The 22540-nt window shown below is 54.6% G+C and carries 16 protein-coding genes and 2 pseudogenes; 13 read left to right on the forward strand and 5 right to left on the reverse strand.

Features of this window, described 5'->3' with window-relative positions:
- The first annotated feature begins 150 nt into the window (after positions 1–150).
- The 3 genes from ACT3UA_RS10970 to ACT3UA_RS10980 are packed head-to-tail and all read left to right on the forward strand — an operon-like array spanning position 151 to position 5895.
- Positions 151–2034: a site-specific DNA-methyltransferase gene (locus tag ACT3UA_RS10970; RefSeq protein WP_096283770.1), complete on the forward strand. Its 1884-nt coding sequence runs from the start codon at positions 151–153 to the stop codon at positions 2032–2034.
- Position 2035: 1 nt separating this feature from the next.
- A complete protein-coding gene (locus ACT3UA_RS10975; protein WP_096283597.1) occupies positions 2036–5137 on the forward strand; it encodes a type III restriction-modification system endonuclease in 3102 nt (1033 codons plus the stop codon).
- Positions 5134–5895: a hypothetical protein gene (locus ACT3UA_RS10980; protein WP_096283595.1), complete on the forward strand. Its 762-nt coding sequence runs from the start codon at positions 5134–5136 to the stop codon at positions 5893–5895. The genes ACT3UA_RS10975 and ACT3UA_RS10980 overlap by 4 nt, the downstream gene beginning before the upstream one ends.
- 98 nt (positions 5896–5993) lie before the next feature.
- Here the strand turns inward: ACT3UA_RS10980 and ACT3UA_RS10985 are convergent, their stop codons facing one another.
- Positions 5994–7199, reverse strand: a complete 1206-nt coding sequence (locus ACT3UA_RS10985; RefSeq protein WP_096283593.1) for a hypothetical protein — start codon at positions 7197–7199, stop codon at positions 5994–5996.
- On the reverse strand, positions 7196–7729 hold the full coding sequence (locus ACT3UA_RS10990) for a DUF4365 domain-containing protein (protein WP_176484076.1): 534 nt from the start codon (positions 7727–7729) through the stop codon (positions 7196–7198). Before ACT3UA_RS10990 ends, ACT3UA_RS10985 begins: the two co-directional genes overlap by 4 nt.
- Positions 7730–7975: 246 nt before the next feature.
- Here ACT3UA_RS10990 and ACT3UA_RS10995 point away from each other — a divergent pair, with 246 nt between their 5' ends.
- From ACT3UA_RS10995 to ACT3UA_RS11005, 3 genes are read left to right on the forward strand one after another with little or no spacing between them, the layout of a single operon-like run.
- Positions 7976–8485, forward strand: coding sequence for a TIR domain-containing protein (locus ACT3UA_RS10995; protein WP_096283589.1), 510 nt, complete (start codon positions 7976–7978; stop codon positions 8483–8485).
- 10 nt (positions 8486–8495) lie between these two features.
- Complete coding sequence (locus ACT3UA_RS11000; RefSeq protein WP_255248337.1) at positions 8496–9329, forward strand: macro domain-containing protein; 834 nt, start codon at positions 8496–8498, stop codon at positions 9327–9329.
- Complete coding sequence (locus ACT3UA_RS11005; protein ID WP_096283587.1) at positions 9326–9784, forward strand: HIT family protein; 459 nt, start codon at positions 9326–9328, stop codon at positions 9782–9784. The genes ACT3UA_RS11000 and ACT3UA_RS11005 overlap by 4 nt, the downstream gene beginning before the upstream one ends.
- A gap of 299 nt (positions 9785–10083) precedes the next feature.
- On the opposite strand, the gene ACT3UA_RS11010 is transcribed toward ACT3UA_RS11005, so the two are convergent.
- On the reverse strand, positions 10084–11253 hold the full coding sequence (locus tag ACT3UA_RS11010) for a metallophosphoesterase family protein (protein ID WP_255248336.1): 1170 nt from the start codon (positions 11251–11253) through the stop codon (positions 10084–10086).
- A gap of 225 nt (positions 11254–11478) precedes the next feature.
- Between ACT3UA_RS11010 and ACT3UA_RS11015 the strand changes: the two genes are divergently transcribed.
- Both ACT3UA_RS11015 and ACT3UA_RS11020 read left to right on the forward strand, forming a co-directional pair.
- Positions 11479–12750, forward strand: coding sequence for an MFS transporter (locus ACT3UA_RS11015; protein ID WP_096283583.1), 1272 nt, complete (start codon positions 11479–11481; stop codon positions 12748–12750).
- On the forward strand, positions 12747–13421 hold the full coding sequence (locus ACT3UA_RS11020) for a FadR/GntR family transcriptional regulator (RefSeq protein WP_096283581.1): 675 nt from the start codon (positions 12747–12749) through the stop codon (positions 13419–13421). Before ACT3UA_RS11015 ends, ACT3UA_RS11020 begins: the two co-directional genes overlap by 4 nt.
- 233 nt (positions 13422–13654) lie before the next feature.
- On the opposite strand, the gene ACT3UA_RS11025 is transcribed toward ACT3UA_RS11020, so the two are convergent.
- Together ACT3UA_RS11025 and ACT3UA_RS11030 are read right to left on the reverse strand one after the other, a co-directional pair.
- Positions 13655–14356, reverse strand: a complete 702-nt coding sequence (locus ACT3UA_RS11025) for a hypothetical protein (RefSeq protein WP_141393450.1) — start codon at positions 14354–14356, stop codon at positions 13655–13657.
- 68 nt (positions 14357–14424) lie between these two features.
- Positions 14425–14737, reverse strand: a pseudogene (locus ACT3UA_RS11030) (recombinase family protein); the annotation flags it as partial.
- A 244-nt stretch (positions 14738–14981) separates the two neighbouring features.
- Here ACT3UA_RS11030 and ACT3UA_RS11035 point away from each other — a divergent pair.
- The 5 genes and pseudogenes from ACT3UA_RS11035 to ACT3UA_RS11055 form a co-directional block, all read left to right on the forward strand.
- Positions 14982–16700, forward strand: a complete 1719-nt coding sequence (locus tag ACT3UA_RS11035) for an ATP-dependent nuclease (protein ID WP_444616401.1) — start codon at positions 14982–14984, stop codon at positions 16698–16700.
- Positions 16697–18364, forward strand: coding sequence for a UvrD-helicase domain-containing protein (locus ACT3UA_RS11040; protein ID WP_096283577.1), 1668 nt, complete (start codon positions 16697–16699; stop codon positions 18362–18364). The genes ACT3UA_RS11035 and ACT3UA_RS11040 overlap by 4 nt, the downstream gene beginning before the upstream one ends.
- 343 nt (positions 18365–18707) lie before the next feature.
- Positions 18708–19115: pseudogene (locus tag ACT3UA_RS11045) on the forward strand (helix-turn-helix domain-containing protein); the annotation flags it as partial.
- Between the two features lie 745 nt (positions 19116–19860).
- Positions 19861–21624 (forward strand): hypothetical protein, encoded by a 1764-nt coding sequence (locus ACT3UA_RS11050; RefSeq protein ID WP_141393449.1) that lies wholly within the window; start codon positions 19861–19863, stop codon positions 21622–21624.
- Between the two features lie 354 nt (positions 21625–21978).
- The coding region (locus ACT3UA_RS11055; protein WP_444616404.1) for a hypothetical protein at positions 21979–22540 on the forward strand (562 nt) is incomplete at its 3' end.

Consider the following 22540-nt stretch of genomic DNA (forward strand, 5'->3'; position numbering starts at 1 on the left):
ATCAATGCAGAACAGATCTTCCGCGAGCTCTCACCGCTCACTGAGGTTAAGGCGATCTGAGTGGTCGCCACGGCGGCCCGAGAACGCCCACGCGAATTCGCTTGTGCGTGGTTCGGTGTACTCTGTATCCTTCGCTGGGGCTGGTGCCTGATGGAGAAACGCACACTGCACTCACCCGATCTCACCGCCCGCAACATCGAGCGGATCGCAGAACTGTTCCCAAACGCTGTGACCGAAGCGCAAGACGCCGACGGCAATGTGGTCCCCTCGATCGACTTCGATTGCCTGCGGCAGGAACTGAGCGATCACATCGTCGAGGGGCCGCAGGAGCGTTATCAGCTCGACTGGCCGGGCAAGCATGCCGCCGCCTTCGCAGCGAACGCTCGGATCGCCAAGACCTTGCGTCCGGTGCGTGAGGAATCGGTCGACTTCGACACGACTAAGAACCTGTTCATCGAGGGCGACAACCTCGATGCGCTGAAGCTGCTCCAGGAGTCGTATCTGGGGAAAGTCAAGTTGATCTACATCGACCCGCCGTATAACACGGGAAATGACTTTGTTTACAACGATGACTTCGCCGAAACTACCGCCGAATATTTGGCGCGCTCTGTTCAAGTGAGCGAATCTGGAGAGCGATTGGTAGCTAATCCGGAATCGAATGGACGCTTCCATTCCGACTGGCTGAGTATGATCTATCCGCGCCTTAAAATGGCAAGAAACCTTCTGCATGATGACGGACTGATTTTCATTAGCATCGATTCAGGGGAATCTTCTTCCCTGAAGATCCTTTGTGATGAGGTGTTTGGGCAGAACAACCTCGTTGACGTTCTCGTATGGCAGAAAAAGGTGAGTCCTTCAAATGACTCTCAATTCTTCAGTAACGACTATGAGCATATTTTGGTCTACGCGAAGTTTAAGCGCCCAGGCGTTATTGATCGACTAGAGCGCACTGGGGAGCATAACAAGTACTACACGAATCCGGACGAAGATCCTCGAGGTCCTTGGAACTCGGTTGCTGCGACGTCGAATAAGTCTTCCTCTGAGCGCCCGAATCTTTACTATCCAATCGTGAATCCGAATAGTGGTGTCGAGGTGTGGCCGGTCCGTAAGTCATCGTGGAAGTACTCACGAGAAACTATGCAGGACTTAATTAAAGACGGGCGACTGTATTGGGGAGCCAGCGGCCATTCTGAGATTCCTCGCGTGAAAAAGTTCTTATCGGACGCTGGAAAGGTCGTGCCTCGGAATGTCCTGCATTACCAGCAGTACGGAAGTACGCAGTCTGCTAAAACCGAGTTTCGAGATCTCATGGGTGAGATTCCTTTTGATTACCCAAAACCGACCAAGCTGATTGAAGGTTTGCTTTCACTGCTGCCGGATGACGACGAGTCGCCAATCGTGCTGGACTTTTTTGCCGGCTCGGGTACAACAGGGCAGGCGGTGCTACAGAAAAATAATCAGGACGGCGGAAATCGACTATTTATCTTGGTGCAGCTTCCCGAATCGCTGGACGTCGCGGCACGGAATCTTGGATTCCCAACTATCGCTGATGTTGCGCGTGAACGGATTCGTCGGGTAGGAAAGGCGCTAACTGAGGCCTCAGAGAGTGCACGGAAACCTTCTCAAGACGTCGGTTTCCGGTGTGTGAAGGTGGCATCAACTTCGAAGGCAGATTTGCTGCGTTCCGCGGAGGCTACGGACCAATTGGATCTGGTCGAGCTAGAACCCAGCATCAAACCGGGCCGTACCGGGGAAGACCTCCTCTTCCAAGTCCTCCTCGACTGGGGCCTTGAACTCACCGTTCCAATCGTGCGTGAGGAGATTGACGGGCGCGAGGTTTTCGCTGTCGACGACGATGCGCTGTTCGCCTGCTTCGCAGAGAATGTGACCCCGACTGTGGTCAGGGCATTGGCCGAGCGAGAGCCTCTGCGCGTTGTCTTCCGTGACGATGCGTTCGAGTCCGACGCTGCTCGGATCAACGCGGAACAGATTTTCAAGGAGATCTCTCCTACTACAGAGGTAAGGACCATCTGATTTGAAACTCCAGTTCAAGGTTCAGGAGTACCAGACCGAAGCCGTCGACTCCGTTGTTGATGTCTTTGCTGGGCAGCCACGCCGGGACGGTACGTCCTACCGTATCGACCCCGGCGTATCGAGCGCAGGTCAGAACCGGATCTACGATGATTCCGGTCTGGCCAACGCTCCGATCGAGCTGTCCCGTCCCCAACTATTGGAGAACGTGCACCGGGTCCAAGGCTCGCGGAACCTGCCGCTGTCCTCGGAGCTGAAGGACTCGAAGGCTGCTTCTGGTGCTCCGAACCTTGACGTTGAGATGGAGACCGGTACAGGAAAGACCTACGTCTACATCAAGACCTTCATGGAGCTGAAAAAGCGCTATGGATGGTCGAAATTCATCATCGTCGTACCCTCCGTCGCGATCCGTGAAGGCGTGAAGAAGACCTTCGACGTCACAGCCGACCACTTCCAATCGCTTTATGGCACCAAACCGCGCTCGTTCATCTACGACTCGAAGCAGCTGCACGAGCTGGAACGTTTCAGCTCTGATGCCGGCGTCCAGGTGATGATCATTAACATTCAAGCCTTCAACGCCACAGGCAAGGACCAGCGACGTATCTACGACGTGCTCGATGACTTCCAGTCACGGCGCCCGATCGACGTCATCAAGGCCAACCGTCCGATCGTCGTGATCGACGAACCGCAGAAGATCGGTGCTGACAAGTCGCTCAATGCCCTTGCTGAGTTCAACGCGTTAATGGTTCTGCGATACTCGGCGACCCACAAGGTCGATCACACGAAGGTCCACCGCCTTGACGCGCTGGATGCCTACAACGCGAAGCTCGTGAAGAAGATCGCGGTGCGAGGGATTACAGTCAAGGGTCTGGCCGGGTCCACAGCATACCTGTACCTCGACAGCGTCATATTGAAAGAGGGCGCTGCACCGACAGCTCGCGTGGAACTAGAGGTCCAGACGAAGAGCGGAGACATCAAGCGAATGACCCGGATCGTTGATAAGCGTACCAACCTTCACGATCTCTCCGGTGGAATTGAGGCTTACAAACCTGAGGGACAGGCGCTGCTAATCACGGATATCGACGCAACTCGTGACATCCTCGAACTCTCCAATGGGGATATTGTCGTTGCAGGTCAACTGGCCGACCGTGACGTAACTGAGGATTCGAAGCGTCGCATCCAGATCCGCGAGGTTATCCGGGCACACATCGCCAAGGAACGGGCGCTATTCGCACAGGGCATCAAGGTGCTCTCTCTGTTCTTCATCGACGAGGTCATGAAATATCGCGACTACGGTCGTGAGGAGTCCCACGGTGACACCCTTGGTGATTACGCCCGCATGTTCGAAGAGGAATATGAAGCCGTCCGGGCCGAGATTCTCGGAGAACTCGAACTCGATGACGCAACCGCCGAGTACATGAAGTACCTTCGGCGCGATGAAGTAGGAACTGTCCACGAGGGCTACTTCTCCATCGATAAGAAGTCAAAGCGACAGGTGGATGAATGGAAAAATGGAAGGATCGCCAAGACCGGTGAACTGAAAGGACTTTCAGTAGACACGGACGCCTACGATCTGATCCTCAAGAACAAAGAACGGTTGCTCTCGTTCGCCGAGCCCGTCAGATTCATCTTCTCCCACTCCGCACTGCGAGAGGGCTGGGACAACCCTAACGTGTTCGTCATGGGTATGCTTAAAAAGTCCGACAACACCGTGTCTCGCCGCCAAGAGATCGGTCGAGGTTTGCGTCTCTCGGTCGATCAGCACGGCGAACGCATGGATAACCCGATCACCGTCCACGAGATCAATGAGCTTACCGTCGTCACGGATGAGTCCTACACGGACTTCGTCAAGGGACTCCAAGAGGAGATCTCGAAGTCCTTGGCCTCGCGTCCGCGCAAGGCCTCGATTGAGTTCTTCACCGGCAAGACGATCAAGACGCCCGAAGGCGAGTCGCAACTGGAGAAGGAACTCGCTACCGCGTTGTACGACTACCTCGTCAAGAACGATTACCTCAACGTGGACCACACCATTTCGGAGAACTACAAGGACGCTAAAGAGAACGGCACTTTTGCCGTTCCGACCTCACCCATCCTGACGCCGGTCATCGACTTCGTGTGGCCGCTGGTCGACGCGCTATACCTCGATGTGTCGATGATCGGTGGCGACGACCGGGCCATGAAGAAGATCCCGATCAATGAGGCGAACTTCGCCAAGCGTGAGTTCAAGGAACTCTGGGGCCGGATCAATCATAGGGCCGTCTACCAGGTCGAATTTGACTCGAACGAACTGATCGCGAAGTCCGTCACTGCACTTGACTCGAAGCTCAATGTGACCGGACTCCAATACGTAGTGGAACATGGCAAGCAGCTTGCGAGTCTTGATGCCGAGCAGTTGAAGACCGGCAAGGCATTCAAGGTTGCCGGCCACTCACGCGAAACCGAACAGATTTCGGCGAGTTCCTCAGTGAAGTACGACTTGTTGGGGGAGATCACCGAGAAGACCCAGCTCACGCGCCGCACGGTGTCCGCGATTCTTCGCGGCATCCGTCCGGACACGTTCGGGAAGTTCCGGCTTAACCCGGAGCAGTTCATCACAGAGACCTCTCGTTTGATCAACGAAGAGAAAGCGACCGTGATCGTCGAACACCTCACCTACGACGCGCTGGAGGATTGTTTCGAGACGGCGATCTTTACCGAGAACCAGTCCGCGCAGGACTTCCGAAAAGCCGGTGAGAAGCTCTCCAAACACGTTTACGACTATGTAGTTACTGACTCCCAAGTTGAGCGCGACTTCGTGGAAAAACTCGACACTAGTAAAGAAGTTGCGGTCTACGCAAAACTTCCCCGTGGGTTCTTCATTCCAACTCCGGTAGGAGACTACAACCCTGACTGGGCTATCGCATTCGAAGAAGGTTCGGTGAAGCATGTCTACTTCGTGGCTGAAACTAAGGGGACCATGTCGAGCTTGGAGCTCAAGGGCGTCGAGGACGCGAAGATTAAATGTGCAACCAGGTTTTTTGAAACCCTCACCAAGCAAAGCCAAGGAGAAGTTGTCTACAAGCAGGTAGACGGCTTCGATACCTTGATGGAGTTGGTTGGTAAATGAACGAGCAAATTTACGATCGAAGCGCTGAAGTCGCGGCGGTCCTCGAAACGGAACAAAGCCGTTTGGGTGACACCTTTCGAGGCGACCGTGATGGATTGAGCTTAGAACAACAGGCAGACATCGCAGGAGCGAAGGGTGGTAACTATGGCTACAACAATCGGGTGACCATCAAAGCTCTTACTGACGGTACGCTCCCAACTGGGCCAACACTGGCTTTGCAGGCTGCTCGACGACTACGTACGTTGCTGAAACGGACCGATCTTTCGCCGGAATTACGAGGTGATTGGGTTGTCTTGGAGGAGCAGCTAACGATTCGCGCAGAAGACAGGATTGCCGCCGAGATTGAAGAGGCGGCCACCAGCCGCGCGACCTCTGAGGCTGAATCGGCACGTACTCCGGGTATTTACGTTTATACACTGCCGCATTATCTAAAATACCCGATCGATCCGGAGACCGGGAAGACCTACTTGAAGGTTGGGCATTCATCACGTGACGCTGTCCACCGTGCAGGCTCGCAGGGGCGCTTCACCGCGCTACCAGAAGACCCAATCCTACTTCGGATCTATCTATCTGATGCGTCGTTCGAAGCAGAAAAGAAGTTTCATGAGTGGCTACGCATGGCCGACCATTACGGAGCACGTACCCGTCGAGGAGGGACCGAATGGTTCCTTACTTCAACGAAATTCCTCGACCATATCGCGACTGAGCTTGGTTTAGAACGATGGACAGTAAATGACCTCGATGCAGGCGATAACTGACCGGTCAGGCCTGTCAGATAAACCAGAACTGCACTAAAAGTTGTCTGAGGCCGTCTAACTTGCAGGCAGGGGCAAATGCGGTATGCCGACCGGGCTATTTATCCAGTGTGGCCGGGACCCCAGAGAGGCACAACAGCCTCGTCGTAAGTAGCGCTCTCGATGTCATCAACTTCTGAAACCTCCTCCATCCGCACGTTTCGAGGGCTATATATCCAGTTGAGATTGCCCTCGCGCTCGAGCTTGCCCGTAAAGGTGAGCTTGCGGTCCTGGCGATGGGCTTCGATTGCCTGTATGTACTGATCTTCTTGCAATCGTAAACGTACTTTTCGGAATCTGCCACCGCCCTCAGTGATAATGCGGACAATTCGGTCTTCGGTGCTGGACTCGTGTTGCAGCACCGCGACTTCGCCGCTGAGTGTAACTTCTTGTGGTTCATAGGCCTGCGCAAAGCGATTCGCTACGCTGTCCAATACCGAGGCTTCGTCTGGAGCGAAGGAGAATTCACGCGTGCCCCCTATGTTTATCTTTGCAGAATTTGGCCGTATGAGTTTGACGGCTGACTCGCTATCTCGCGTCGCTGAACCCAACGCTCGCGCGAACTCAAACGATAGTCCTTGGGGAACGGCCTCGTCGAATACACGAATATCTGCGTCCTTACGGTAGGCGTCGAGACAGGAACGGGTTACGTCCAGTGCGGTCTCCAGCCAGTTCATGATCTGTGCACCACTCGTAGAGTCGGGAGCGGCCATGCCAGGCAGAACGGGCCTCAACTCGTCGGTTTCAGCGAAGTGGAAGCTACGGTCTCTCGGCGCGTGAGCCGTGATTATAAAGCTGCCGACTTGGGTCTGTCCCATGAGGCAACTTGAAAGGAATGACTTGGCAACGTGGGCACTGGCATTGCCGTGGTACATGCGTCGTTCTCGCGACGCCTTGGCTGCGGCGACAAGCATTTCGCGCGCCGCGGCGTAAAGCTGCTCTCCTTGAGTCCACGAAATCAGGCCGGCATCGATGGTGCTTTCTTTCTTCCAATGCGCCTCTTCAAGCCCACTTGCCGTCGAGATAGCTGCAAGCTCCATATACCTATTGGCATCTGGGCCAAGATAACCACGTAGGCGACGCATAGCCGTATCCATTAGGCGAACGAAGTCGGCGCGGCGCGGGTCCAGAGGAACTATAATCTCATCTGTCGACTCCGGGCTTTGCCAAAGGTCGAACGCTCCCTGAGCACCACCAGTGACGGACCAATCAAGTTTGCGAAGCAACCAATTGATCTTTTCAAGTTCGCGTGGACTAATCGCCGTCATGGCTTGTCTCCATTGTGAATGCGTTCCATGATGTGGCAGAGAGCGACGTCATCCAGCACATTCGTGGTCGGTGCCCGGAAAGATGGATTTGTGGCCGACGAAACTTTGGCGCCGGCGAGGTTCACCCAGTATGCGCAGTGACGGATACTGAGAGCGTCCGGTGTGGCCGATACCCAATTCTCTTGTAATTCAGGAAGTGTCATCACAACAGCGATGTGTGGGACTGATGGGTTCTGACTACGATACTCGTCGTAGCGATCACGACTCATTCTTGCTGTGACGAATTCGGCGCGAGCGTCAAATTGTGTTGCGGTTGCCTTCAGCTGGAGTGCTAGTAGGGCCTCCTTGATGTCGCCATTTTCCTCCCGCCGACGATGTTTTAGATAAACGTCGGTCCCCTCATCGATCGACGGTTCACCTATGAAGACACATCCAGACGCGGCTACAACGGCACGTAGATATCCAAGTTGCAGTTGCTCTTTGTGGTCTGACAATCGTTCGGGAGAGCCGCGCATGACTTGAGCTGCCACAGCTACCATCTGTTCTTTCGCATGACGACAAGCATATAGTGCGAATCAATGCAATCACTCTGTATGGTCACAATGTTTAGTTCTGCCCAACACAACGTGCAAACGAGGAACTACCAAGAGAAATCGTAAGACATTGTCAACTAAGGTGAGCTGTCTGAGCTGTCGGAGGGCTCAGGTATGGTTAGTTCATCAAGAGAACCTTGCAAACCTGATACCAGTTAAAAATCAATTTGGGGGAGATTGCACATGAGCTACCGGAACAAGACCTATGTAGCGTTTGCGAGTGAAGACATCTCGTCGTACCGGCTTGTGGAGGCGTGGAGAGGGAACAAAAACATCGACTTCAACTTCTTCGATGCCCACGACCTATTTGTTGCTCGTGACACGAGCCGGCCGGAGACCATCAAGAGAAACCTGCGTGAGCGGATGAAGAACGCGAAGCAAATCGTTCTTTTGGGAAGCGCAGCAGCCAAAAAGAAGGGCGGGGATGGGGTTTCATTCTTGGCCTACGAGCTGCAGGTTGCGCTGGAGCTGAATTTGCCTATCGTCGTCTCCCACCTGGATGGGTCTCGCAAGGGCAACAGCGCCAATTACCCCAAGCCGCTCGTCGAGGCTGACCACTACACCATCTCGGTGTCCTTCCAGCCCAAGATCATCCAGTACGCGCTCGACAATTACGCTTCCACATACTCGGCCAGCACTACGACCGGTGAGCGAATCTACAACGCCAGCGTCTACACCGACTTGGGACTGTAGGGCAGTCGCCGTGAATAAAATCTTGCCTCGTCGTGTGAAAGTGATGGGGCAACGGTTCCTTGCTGCACTGGGCGTCAGCGCGATCCCAATTGGAATCTTGGCCCCGCTGTCGCCGAACTGGTGGGAAGGGAAGTGGTGGCTGGTCTTCTTCGTGGGTATGGCAGCGGCTGCGTGGGCGAGCCTCGGCTTACGACGACGCCCCATCCAGCAGACTTATCCAGAAAACGTCACTATTCGGCTGGTGGTGGGTGATTTGTTTGATCAGAAGGCAAGCGTAGTGATCGGGATGACCGCTACCTTCGACACCTCAGTGCCTGACGTGATCGCAAGGAACAGTCTTCAGGGCAACTTCCTATACAAGGTATACGATGGGTCGCAGCACCAGCTGGACCAAGACTTGGATCAGGCCCTGGCTTCAGTGGACTCTGTGGGAACCATCAACAAGGTTGGAAAGCAGACCGTTTACCCTATCGGCACTGTTGCCACCCTTTCCCCACCCGGGTCCATCCGCTATTATTGCGCCGCCTACACGACCATGAACATGCAGAATAAGGCAACCGGTACGATCCGCGGGATGCTCGATAGCCTAGACGAATGTTGGAATCAGGCGGACGTGCATGGAAATGGCGCACCTATTTGCGTTCCTCTTATCGGGCAAGGGCAATCTCGTATTCCCGAGCTCACTCCTGAAATCTCCGTCAGGCTGATAGCTTTCTCATTTCTGCTCCGCACCAAACGGTCACGATTCTCTAGGGAACTACGCATCGTCATTCATCCGGACGAACAAAGTAAAGTCAACCTACCAGAATTCCAAGCGTTTTTGACCTCGCTGGTGGCCGCATGACCGATAGCAGTCTGGATCTTCCCAATGACGATCCCTGCCCCTTCTGCGACTACCTCAGCGGCAAAAGGCCCTTTACAATTATTTGCCGCACCAGTTTGATCGCTGTACTTGTGACAAGAGACCAACGAGGCATTGGCCATCTCCTCGTCATTCCCACCCGCCATTACCCGACACTGTTAGAAGCAACGGTCGAAGAACGTCACGCTCTTATCGACACTGTTGCTGCCGCTGCTGCCGCGATCGATGACGCTTATGAGCGGCCAGGGATTGCTGTCTGGCAGAATAACGGAACTGCTGCACACCAAGCTATCGCGCACCTCCACTTTCATGTTGCCGGTACACTTCCCGGCGGTGGTACAGACTTTGGAGAAGTACCTGAGCTCACTGTTCAGCAGACAGACCAAATCGCGCGGCAATTAGCAGAAGCAACTACGTCGCCTATCTGCCAACCATGACTGTGAATCCTCCACCGTGATTGAATGGGGACTAACTGAAACGAACAACGCATGGCTGGACTGTTGTTTCATTAGCCTAAAAGCTTGACCAGAGCAGCCTGGATAATCCTAAAGTGTCCAAGGGCGCGTATGCGGTGATGCTGTCCCAGGTTGTTTTACTTTCGCGTGGCAAGGAATCAATGTGAATCAACAAGATACTCACCGGGTATGCGTCGTCTTTAGTCGCTGAGTAAGTCATGAAGGTTTGAGGCACAGCCGATTGACTTTTAAACGGCTGTGCCTTTACCGTTTCTTTTTGCCTACTTCATCGGAAGCGGCTCATCGAGCGGTTGCGCCTTTGCGCTCATATCGATGCCCAGATCCTTAGCGAACACTGTACGGGTTCCGGTGTAGACTCCGTCCTTGTTCTCGTCGAGTTCGAAGACGCGGGCACCGCGAAGCTCGTGGTTCTCGGTTCCACCAAGGCCATAAGTGCCGAAGCCGGTACCCGGGGCGTAGCCCAGCTCGATGCCGTAGTAGTCGCCCTTGAAGGTATTGATGTGGTCGTGGCCGCAGTACACGCCACGAACATCGCCGCGCTCCTGAAGGGCTGTGAACAAGCCGGAGTTGAAGGCGCCGACGTAGATGCCCTCGTTCTTGACTCCTTCGATGGAGTGCTTGGCCGCCGCTTTCTCGTGGTCGGCATCATTCGAGGTGAACTGGGAGCCGTACCACATGTGGTGGTGCTCCCACAGTGGGATATGGAAGAACATCAAGGACTGGACCTTGCCATAGCGTGCTTCGGTGGCCTGGGAAGCTTCGCGGTACCAAGCGATCTGCTCTGGGCGGATCCAGTCGTAGGACATGAGCCCTTCGAAGTCCTGTCCGCCAATGGTCTTTGGCGCGTAGCGGTTCGAATCGAGCAGCCAGATACCGAAGGCGGGCTTGGCGTTCTTGGATGAGGCGATCAGCAGCTGGGAGTTCGATTCGCCTTGGATCTTGTCATTCTTCGAGTTGGTGTTGAACTCGTAGCCGCGAACGAAATCGAGAATTTTGGCATCCGTCATATTGGTGCCGTTGGGCATCGAGTCCTCGTCATGGTTGCCAAAGGTCAGTGCCCAGGGGACACCCCGAGATTCCATGGGCTGGACAACGTTGTTGATTGCCTGCTTGACCTCGGTGGTGGTTTTCGGCGAACCATTGATGACGTCGCCGTTGATGAGCGCGAAGCCTGGCTTTTCGGTATCCAGCACCTTGTCCATCAGTTCCAGAGTGCGGCGATCGGTGCGCGGGCCATCCTGCGTGTCATTGAATTGAACGATCTTGAACTTGCCGTCTGCCGCGAACTTGAGCTTCGGGGTGGCAGCTGGAGCCTTCTTGGCCGGCGCTGCGGACGCTGCTGTGCTGTTGGCAGCGAGGAGTCCGGTAATCGCGGCAGCTGTGCTGCCGATCAGAACTCCGCGACGGGGGACAGAAGAAGAATTGCTCACAGATGTGCCTTTCACATGAATAAGGTAGCCAGTATTAATTATTTGGCTGATAACCACTAGAGCGTAGGGCTGGCTAGTGACCAGACAGTGAACGCTGGTAGTCGCTCCCAGCCCCTGCGCGTAAATAAAGCTGTAGAACATGAACCTTCGGCCTTCAAGCCGATTCGGGCGTGCAACAGTTCACAAGATTTGTCGAGGCAAACATCAAACGTCTAATGTTTAAACGTGATTGTCAACTCGGCTGAACAGCCCGTCCCGCCCGATGCCCCGCAAGCCCGGAAGTCACCGTGGATGGTCGGTGCCCTTGCCGTCGTTGCGGTAATCCTCGTCGGGTTGAATCTGCGCATGGGCATCGCCTCCGCGTCACCGCTCTTCCACGAGTTGCAGGAAATGCTGGGCTATGGCACCTTTATCGCCTCGTTGCTGCCGACAATTCCGGTGCTCTGCTTCGCCGTGGCTGGTGCCGCAACCAGCTTGGTGATTCGCCGTACCGGCCTTGAAATGGGCATTGCCTTTTCCTTGCTGCTGCTCACGGCTGGCTTGGCCCTGCGAGTCGTCGATTCCACCTGGGCTTTGCTGGCAGGCACTGTGGTGGGCATGAGTGGTCTGGCTATCTGCAACGTGGCCATGCCCTCTTTCATCCGCGAACATCATGGACACCGTTCGGCCTCGATGACCGCCGCATACACGACAACCATGTCAATTGGCGCGACCTTTGCCTCCGCAGTCAGCATCCCTCTGGCAATGCAAGTCGGATCACCCACAACCGCCTTGGCTTTTTGGGCGATACCGGCCAGCTTGGCTCTGCTGGCATTTGTACCATTATCTTTCTCGGGAAACCGCACGAAGCCCACTGCGGGCGCGCATGTCTCACCTTGGCCGCTGCTGGCCACGGGCAAGGGTTTGCTATTCACCACGGTCTTCGGAATCCAGTCGTTGCTGGTCTACACGGTGGTCAGCTGGTTGCCGCATATCCTCATCTCGCGCGGGCTGGAACCGGCTGCCGCCGGGCTGATGCTCGGAATCGTGCAGGGAGTGAGCATCCCGGCGGTCCTGATCATGCTCTGGATGGCCTCGAAGCCGGGTTTGCTGCGCAGTGCTTTCCTGCTGACCACAAGCTGCTCGGTACTCGGCTTCCTGGCCCTGCTGGTTCTGCCCGTGGAATTGTCCTTGATCAGCTCGATACTCATCGGACTGGGATTCGGCGTTTTCCCGCTGGTTATGCTTATGCTCAGCCGCAGCGGTGGAAGCGCAGAAGAAACCACGGCTCTGTCCACGGTGGCTCAGTCGGTAGGCTATTTGATTGCAGCCCTTGGCCCGTTCGTACTGGGTCTGATGCAAGGCGCCTTGGGATCCTGGACCTTGGGACTGGCGATCGTGCTGGTCTTCGCGGTGGTTCAGCTGGTGTTCTGTTTCAAGCTTGGCGGTCTGCGCACCGAGGCCGATTCCCGGCAGTTGGTCGAAGTTGATGGTTCAGCCGAAGTGGGGCGCTCATGATCAACATGCCAATCCGCCCACCGCTGGCCGAAGAAGTCGTTGCCCGGTTGAGCGATGCCGTGGCGCAAGGACGCTGGGCGGTAGGGGATCGCATTCCGGCAGAACCCGAGCTGATCGCCGAAATGGGTGTTTCGCGCGGTACGCTGCGCGAAGCAATTAAGGCTCTGGCTCGCACGGGCATGTTCGAGGTGCGCAGGGGAGACGGTACCTATGTGCGGGCCACCAGCGAAATCAGCGGAACCGCGCAACGCGTATACCGGGAACACTCGGACCAGGATGTTCTGCAGGTGCGTTTCGCTTTGGATACCCAGGCCGCGAGGCTCGCTGCGAAATCCTCCGATGCGCAGGTGATCCAGGGCTTGCGTACCCTGTTGCGTCAACGAAGTGATGCATGGCGGGCGCAGGACTATCAGGCTTGGTCGCAGGCAGACTGGCAGTTCCATCTAGAAGTGGCGCGCGCCTCCGGAATTCCGCTGCTGCACGAGATTTACGAGAGCTTCGGCGACGTCTTCCACGGCACCAAGATGGCCCAGCGACTAGCGGAGGGATTCGACGGTTGCCTGCGCGAGGGGCATGAATCCCTGGTGGATGCCATCGAAGCCGCCGATGATGAAGCAGCCACTCGGACAGTTATTGCAAACCTCGACTACTGCATGAGTTGGATGCCGTAAGTCCCGAACAGGAGCGCCGTGACGATTGCCACCAGGGCGCCGAGATTCTGTGCCTAAGAAGCTAAATGACTCCTAGGGAGGACACCAAAAAAGGGACCCTACGCGCGATATCTAGCTTCACGTAAGGGGCGTATCACTTGCGGTGGACCGGAATCCACATTAAGATTTATGGAAACGGATATACGCGTAAACTAAAGAATACGTTTTACCTCAACAATTACATGAATTCTTTTTCATCCGATTAATTCATTTATTATTTGAGCGGCAAAAAACGCATCGTGGCATCCCAACGAACGATGGAAGAACGAATTTAAATTACGGTGAATAGGATGATCCGATTTCCCAGGTCTGGTCTGCCAGCTCGAAAGATCTTCGACAACCATGTCAGAGGAAGCTACGACAGGAAAGAATCTTTCCGAGTCGCCAATAACAATTCCGAGCTGAAAATCCCGTCCAATTCGGGAAGCCAAACCATTGAAATCACTCCTGCCACTCGTCGAGCTGAAGCTTACCACAAAATCTTCAAGGGTAAGCTGAGTATTTGTTTGGCGCCATCCTTTGGGGATATTCCAATTGTGGAATGGTTGTTCTACGCTCGAACTATTGAATTTTGGATATGATCCACTGGTCATGCGAGTATTGCGATGCTGAACGAACAATGAATTATTCGAAGTCCTCAACTCCAAGACACAAATCGGCGTCACCATGAAGAATGCTCCTCTGACGCGCGGAACGCTACCTCTATTTTCGTCCAATTCTCGGTCGGCGTCCCGAGGATTAAAATATAGACTTTTCACCCCATAATGTCTTTCAGTGGCGGGGTGGTCCGGTTCGCCTCTTGTTTCGACCAGAAACCACATCACGATGTTTCTAGCGGATACCACCTTTTCCTTTAGGACGGAAGAATGACGATCCAGGTCAAGATCTTGAAGCAAGATTTTCCTTATGCGAGTTGAAATGGCAAGGGTCCGTTATTTCTTGCTCAATAATACAGAGTCAATTCAGCAGTATCGACGTCGCCTCCGCCAAGATTCAATATGCGCAGTCCGATATTCCGTTCGCGCAGTTCTTCGGCGAGTTCGAGCATTTTCTGGGTGGAACGACCCAGCCGATCCAATGTCGTGATCACCAGATTGTCTTCTGGGTGGAGTGCATCGAGGGCTTTATCGAGTCCAGGACGTTTGGTTAGCGCCCCGGAGAGCCCGTGGTCGGTGTAGAGGTCATCGCGCCGGATGGCAGCTGCGAAGGGGTCTTGGATTTGCCGGTCGCTGTCTTGGGCTTTGGTTGATACGCGCGATTCCGATCAGCTTGGTCATGGAATCCTTGAAAAGTATCTCGCAACTAATGGTGTCAGCACGATTTGAGGACATTGGTTGCAACACATAGTTGCGAGGATTTAGGACCAGTGAGTTTTCAAGGTTTTCAGCTGGGGGAGTGGCGGGTGATGAGACGTCTCGCAACCTATAACTTTTGCGACGCATTTCCTGTATGGGTAGAGGAAATTCAAGGACACGGGAATAGTTGAACCTTTCCTTCTTCTCGCGCTGTCATCATGGGTGTGTGACCGAAGCTATCGGTTTCGCCATTCATTCAACAGCGTTGTCGTCCCAGGCACCGCGGAAGAGAGCCGCTGTGCGTCTCAGTAACATCCACATCGAGAACTATGCACGGTTACGCGATTTAGAGCTCTCAGTTCGAGGTCATCTTGTCATCGTCGGGGCTAATGACGTCGGAAAAACTTCTCTCCTGCGGCTTCTCAACCTACTATTGGGAAGCACCGCGCAGCTATACCAGAATCTTTCCGTTGACGACCTGCAGCAACCAGACAGGCCCCTCATCGTCTCTGTCTCCTTCAGCTCCTTCACTGACGCTGAACGTATTCTTTTTCACCGGGAGATTGACATCGATCCAGACGACAGATCAGAGTCACTCGACGTTCGACTCGAGGTCCAGATCGATCCGGAAGACACTGAGTCTGTTCTCATCTCAAGATGGTGCCCGGGACGCGGCGAGGTGAGAAATCCTACGAGAGAGCAGATTGTAGCGTTCGGATGGCGTTATCTTCCCGCTGCGAGATCCTCATCAGCCAATCATCTCGAAGGTCGCGATGGTGCCGTCCAAGTGCTTCTCCGCGCAGTCGAGTCCGAGCTCGGAGATGAAAAAGCCATTTTCAGCGCGTTACTTGAGTCATTCAATGACAAGCTCAGTGAAAGCCCCGCCCTCACCCAGCTGAGAAAGGGCATGGCGCAACACCTCTCTAGTTCGATGCCGAAAGACATAAATACAGATCAGCTGTCGATCCGAACCTCTGCAGACCCGAGCAAATCGGTCCTCGAAAACGTATCCATGTACCTCGCCCGAGAAGAAGATTTTGCACCTCTCTCGCAACAATCCGATGGTATCCGTCAGCTGATTTCAATGACACTATTTGATCTCGCACAGGGTGCAGCGAATGTAATCGCGATCGACGAACCTGAGTTGCATCTGCATCCGTCCAGCCAACGTACTGTAGCGGAGCTGCTTACTCAACAGGTGAATCAAAAAATCCTGGTCACACACTCGCCCTACATAGTGCAGAAATTTGATCCCGCACAAGTGGTTGCCGTCAGTCCGGACGGTGCGTGCCATCAAATAGATCCGACGACGTTTTCCATCGAAGAGCGTATGCAAGCCCACTGGTGGTCGCCACGCATGCTGGAAGCTCTCGCGGCACGCTTTGCAATCGTAGTAGAGGGAATAGCTGACCGCCTGATCGTAGAGGCGGCCGCACGAGCGCGCGGAATATCGCTAGATCGGATCGGTGCAATGGTCTTTGAACTAGGGGGCGCGGAGAACTTCCCCACGGTCTACAAGTTGCTAGGTCCGCACGGCTTCAACGTTCACGTACTCGGCCTCGTCGACGAGGCCGAAAGCCCCCGGTGGGTCGGGGCGGTCGGCGGCAGACCCAAGAACGTCATCGGCACCACCGTCTTCATCTCCAAGGCTGATCTCGAAGACGAATACTGTCGCTCACTGGGCACAGCGCGGGTATCTGAAATGCTCATCGATGCACACGTCGCGGACCAGTCTGCGATTCTCTCCTCGTGCGCAGCCGTCAGTATTCCCGACGTGGATGTATCAGCTCTAGCTAAGTTTTGCCGATCGAGTACGAAATCAGGAAACCGGAAAGTTCCTGCTGCCCTCGCCGTGTCAAAGTTGCTCACTGCCGATGAATCCTTGAAGCTCGAGAGCGTCGCAGCACTTCTTACCCGTCTCGAAACAGTCGCGCGCGAATCATGACAAAAACTCCCGACTTTGACGCAGCAGTGACACATAACGCACAGAACCTTCTGGTCATCGCCCCGCCCGGATGCGGTAAGACAGAGTTGCTTGCTCGACGAGCCGCGCTATTGATCCCCAGGCTAAGCCCGAACCAGAAAATTCTTGCTCTCACATTCTCGAACAAGGCCAAGGCCAACCTCACTGGTCGGCTTGTCAGCGTTCTTGGAGTTGAACGCACGCGCAAATATATCAGTATTCACAATTTTCACGGCCACGCAGCGGAGATCGTTAGGGCACATGGACGGACGCTCGGCATCGATCCGCAATTTGAAATGCCAGATAAGCGAACTCAACCCGAGGCAATCGCCCCCCTGCTCGACGGGCTTTCTGAGAGTGATGCTGGTGATCTGAATAGACGAATCGAAGAAGACCTCCGTGATGCAAAACAACGTCCTAACAGCGACTGCCAAGTACTTGACGCACTCGCCGCCCACGGACTTACTCAGTCGGCTGAGCTAGAGGCAGCGCGGCAAGAATCCGGGACTATCTTTTACGATGATCTACTCAGGCATGCCCAGAGGCTGATCCGTGTGCCGGAAATTGCGTCGCTTTATCGCAAGCACTACGGCGCCATGTTGGTGGATGAATTTCAAGATCTCTCTCCACAGCAACTCGATCTGGCAATTCGCAGTTGCGAGCAAAGTCGCACGTTCGTGGGTGACCCGCTCCAAGGCATCTATAGCTGGACAGGTGCTCGACCAATCGATGTGGAGCGACGACTCCGCAAGATCTGCGGCGAGCCTGTCGACCTCGGTGTCTCCTATCGATCGTCACCCAGAGTCCTCGGACTGCTGAACTTGGTCTCCGTCGGGCTTGGCGGTCAGGCTCTCCAACCGAACGACCCCAACGTCTGGTTCGAAGAAGGCATAACTACCGGCGCCAGGTTCTCGACAGGGGCAAAAGAAGCAGCGTTCATTGAACAGGCGTCGCGTCGCATTCTTGATAAGCAACCAAGCGCCACAATTGGAATCATCTGTCGAGCAGCCTGGCGACGTAAGCCTATCGACGCAGTATTTGCGGGGTCTTCACTGCCCAGCACGCGGTGGGACCTCGCTGTCGATGATGCGCGCATCATCGAACTCATCAATGGCGCTACGACGAGGCTCGGCGGAAACCCAGACCTTGCTGCCCTTAAGACAGAAGTACTCGCCCGTATAGATGCCACTGACTTGGACACCGCTGCTGACGTGGCGGACGCCTTGGACCATCTCGAAAATCTGGCCACTGACACCGGATCAATTCAGGCTACTCTTATGCAATTTCGCATCCTCGATAAAGGCGACACTGCCATCGGACCTGGCGTTCATCTGCTCAACGCACACACTGGGAAAGGACAACAATTTGATTGGGTTTTCATCCCCGGTTTCGAACAAGGCCATGTGCCCAGCTTCTTGGCGAAGAAACAATCCGAGATCGAAGAGGAACACCGTGTCCTCCTGGTGATGCTCTCCCGCGCTAGACACGGCGTAATACTCAGTCGAGCAGATTCACTGATCTCGAAGAAGGGGCAACCATATTCGACGAGAGTCAGCACCTGGGCCAGCGAATTGAGAACCGGGCTCATAACTGATCAAACCGGTTTGTTCGAACATGTCGCCAGGATGCCGGAACAATCAAGTTGAAAATATTTACTGTCTCATAACCTAGGTGTCTCGAATCCCATGGATAGTGAGCCACTGGCCAAAGCTGCGGTGCTCGTGGATGATTTATGGCCGGTATCTTCGTGTTATGCACCCCCAAGAACTGGTCGATGACGGTGGTTTCGGTGAACGGATAAAGATCCGATTGACGTCTGTTTAGACGGGGCTTTCGGTAGCGCACGCGTAACGAAGCGGTATGTCATCTCTCAAAACATCGCTTACAGCCTGACTCAATACATCGATTACACGATGTCTCAGAACATCGCTAACAGGTAGCAGGCGTCGTGGCAGACCGGCTTGAGGGTTGGCACTTCGGTAATTGAAGGTGTCAATTTCATTATCGTCGGCGATACGCCGTCAAATCATCGAGTTCGATCCGGGCCTGCCCGACTCTCCGAGTATCTCGCAGTTCTGCAAGCAACTGGGAATCAGCAGACCCTCCTACTACAAGGTCAAGAAACGCTACGTCGCCGAGGGGAACAAAGCACTCAACCCGCACTCCAGGGCACCGAAAACCACCCGCGCGATCTACGGGGAAGAAACCAAGGAAACCGTGCTCAAGAAACGCCGCCGGCCGGCCAAAGCAGGCTGGGACCACGGGCCGATCTCCATCTGGTTCGAAAGCCTGTACACGGAGGAAATCTGCGACGGATGCCCCTCGGCGGCTGGCGTCACCAAGAGCAACCCGAGGAAGCGGCCCCGCAAGTCCTGGCTTCGGTTCTCCCGATCGAACTCTTGAAAAACAGAGCAGGAACCGAGCCTTACTGCAAGATGTCCGGAAGAACCCTGCTCAGGATGACAAAGTGCGCCGCAAGGGACCTAGTGGACCGACCCTCAGATTGACCTCTGTTCCTTCGCCACCTGCCCGAGAGCGTATGAATTGGAGGAATTGAGTCCAGCCGCGGCCGGTCTCTAAAGGTGTGTGTTTCAAAATTGGGTCTTTCCTAGGGATTCCATGGAAGTTTCAAAGACCCCATAAGGGTGAACCTTCGTAGTCAAATCCATACCAGCAGAATCCTCCGCAGCAGGCCGAAAAAGAATGGCACTACGACCAAGGGACCGAACACTCGCGGTGCACCAGATGCGGTGGCGGTATGATCCGGCAACGTGACTATGCCACCGCCCGCTTTAGGAATCCACCGCTCGACAGTTAACCGTCGGAGCACCACGTGTTGCCCACACCACACAGCAAGTGCGCTGGTGCTACGCGGGGTGGGACCTTATCACCGTTACCGGGGACCATCACACGGCCCGATCCTCCACGAACCGCTGTCGGGACCAAATCGATCTACCAACACCTGCGGCTGTTGAAATACAATTAGGAATATCGAAAGGACCAACCACGGTCGGACGAGGTAAGCCAGGTAGGGTCGGATGACAACAGTCGATTTCGAAACAAGCGTTGAGTTATCTGAAGTGCATCGTGACACCTCGATTGTATTTTCCATTTCATCAATCCCGAGTGAGACGATACGCCCATGAGTAACAATGTATCTCCCGTCCCCATGACCACTGCGGCGGAGGTTTGGCGTCGCCTCATCCAGGAGCGCGTGCTCCGGCCAAAAAGCTACGACAAGGATATCGTCACTCTCTTAGAATCGCAGTTACCTGGCTCGAAGCCGTTGGCTGTGCGTATGGAGGCCGCCGGATGGACCGCGCGGGACTTATTGCGGGCGATGTCTCCGGTAGTTGATTCGTTCGCTGGTCTTATGCGCGATCTGCTTTCCCTCTACAATGACATTGATGCCACCCGTGCGACAACGGAGAACCTCATCCTTTCCTATGAATTCGACGAGGGGGAAGTGTTTGACCAGTCGTTGATGCAGTTCCGGAGTGCTGTTGCCACTTTGGATCGTGTGCAGGCTGCTCGTGGTGCGTTCGTGCTCTCGACACAGCGATGGGAGTATCCTTCGGCCAAATTGTGGTCCCCCTGCAACGCTAATTTTCGGGCTCTACGTGGTGAGGACGAGGACGAGTGGAGATTCACCTTGCCTGTACCTCCGGAGGTGGATGACCCCGAGGTGGCGCGCGGAGTGTCCCTTGTGTACGCGGTGCTCACAGCAAGCTGCGACACACTGCGGAACTACGGCGCGACCATGCACGCCGTCAGCAACAATCCTGCGCTTCAGGATAGGAAACAGAACGAGCTCGCGGAGCATCGAAAACTGTTCTTCGATTTCACCGATTTCTTCCCTGAAGTGGTGATCCTGCGACTTCGAGCAGACGTCGAGCACCTAGCATCCAGGCCTTCCAACGATGTCAACAAGTGGCTTCGTGAAATAGAGATCTGGTGCTCGTCGTTCTGGGGAACTGAAGTTAGTGATGCAGCATCCGCTTTGGATTCGGTGTTGTCCTTGCCAATGTGGGGCAAACGCCACGAACTGTATTCGACGTGGGTGGTCTGCATTATAGCTAAGGCGTTCAAAGGGCAAAAATTGCAGTTCGAGGTAGTCAACGGACGGCTAAGTTTCCCATTCAAAGCCACCAAAATTGCATCTTTTGAGGACCCTGCCGGTCAAGTAGAGCTATGGTCCGAAGTTAGGTCTGCTGCATCCGGTGTGTTAGCTCATGGTCGCAAGCAGGGAGTGCAACCCGACTATCGCTTCCAGCGACCGGGGCAGGCGCCGCACGAAACAGATATGGCTATCGAAGTCAAACAGTATAGGAGTGCCGCGGCTTCGCGTCACGGCGACACCGCGAGGGACTATGCCAGAGCCCTGCCCCTTGCCAGAGTGGCGATTGTGGCGCATGGCCCGATCGGCAATACCGCCATGAACCGTGTCGACGTCTCCGATCGAGACCGGGTCTCATTCCGCGAAAACGTGCGGTCGCTTGTATCAGCTGAGTCGAAGGCACTCATCGAAGAGCTGGCGGGAGTTTTTCCTCCCTTGGCCCCGCATGTGCTGGCCATTAAAGCTGGACAGTCTCGCGTCCATGAAGTCGAGGTCCTGCTCATCACGCTTCAGCAGGAATCAGTCCCTGACACAATTCTGCATAGAGGCATACACATCCAAGCGCTTGACCCGTCGACGGAAGCGGAGATCGTCTTGGAGATTGTGTGTCACCCGGAGCGGGGACACACGATCGATGGCGCGCGCCCCTTTGTTACCATCACCTTCAGTTATGGGGACGAGAGACGCTTCGAGGCCGTCCAGCCGAACCTTTCCACTAGTTGGCATGTCGGAACCCTCAGCAAAGGATCGTTCATTATATCGGGCAAGAGCGTCGAGAGTGTTGGCTAACTCGTGCCCGTGAGGGACGTGGTGGAGGGCCAGCGCAGACGCACTGCTAACTATTGATGGATTGTGTTTGGTGCAACGATGGAATGTGCCAGCACGGTAATGCAAATAAAGGAATTTTGCCTGTCGCAGGCTCGCTTTACCACACTGGTCAAACATGGCAACGACGAGGTTTTCAACAAAAAGCCGCCAGCATATTGAGCTGTAGCGGACCAATATCCTCGGAGAGACGCAAGATTATTCGGAGACGAACTTTGTGAGCGCACTTGGAGTCCTCGTCCAAGCGTCGGTTGTTTTTGCTATTCTCAAACCATATGCAACCGGTAAGAATAATGATGAAGTTGGAGAGTTAACCTCATGTCGACAAACAATTATTTTGCCCCAGTGAGCAAGTTACTTGCAGGATTTGAAAAGGTTGGAATCGTGTTGCGTCCTGCGGAACGTAAAACGCAAATCTATATCTGGCAGGTGGAAGGCTGCGCTGTATATGTTGGCAAGAAATCGGACAAAGCAATGCGCGCGGTGCAAGAACGAAACTGGGTTGCCGAGAAAACTGTATTGGAAAATTATGAGATCCCTTTCGTGCGTACAATGAGACGTCTTAATGCACAACCAGTTGAATACATAATAGGTTCAGTAGATTTAGATGTACTTCGAAACAAAATATTCGAACATCGAGTAAAGGGTTTCAAAGAAGCTATTGCTGAACTGCAAGACAAAGAAACGCTATCTAACGCCGAGATAGAAACAGCGTTAATACGTGCCATTGTCCAAGCTGGATATGTCTTGGCGAATTCTTCGGGAGCAGGTCTGTGGGATGGTGCTTTGCGTCAAGCCCATCTAATTGGATCCTTGACTGCATGGGCGAATTGGGGGACAGACGATGATTTTCTCTTGGGCTTGAGTGGCGATCTGGACG

The sequence above is a fragment of the Glutamicibacter sp. 363 genome, assembly GCF_052379505.1.
In the GTDB taxonomy this organism is placed as follows: domain Bacteria; phylum Actinomycetota; class Actinomycetes; order Actinomycetales; family Micrococcaceae; genus Glutamicibacter.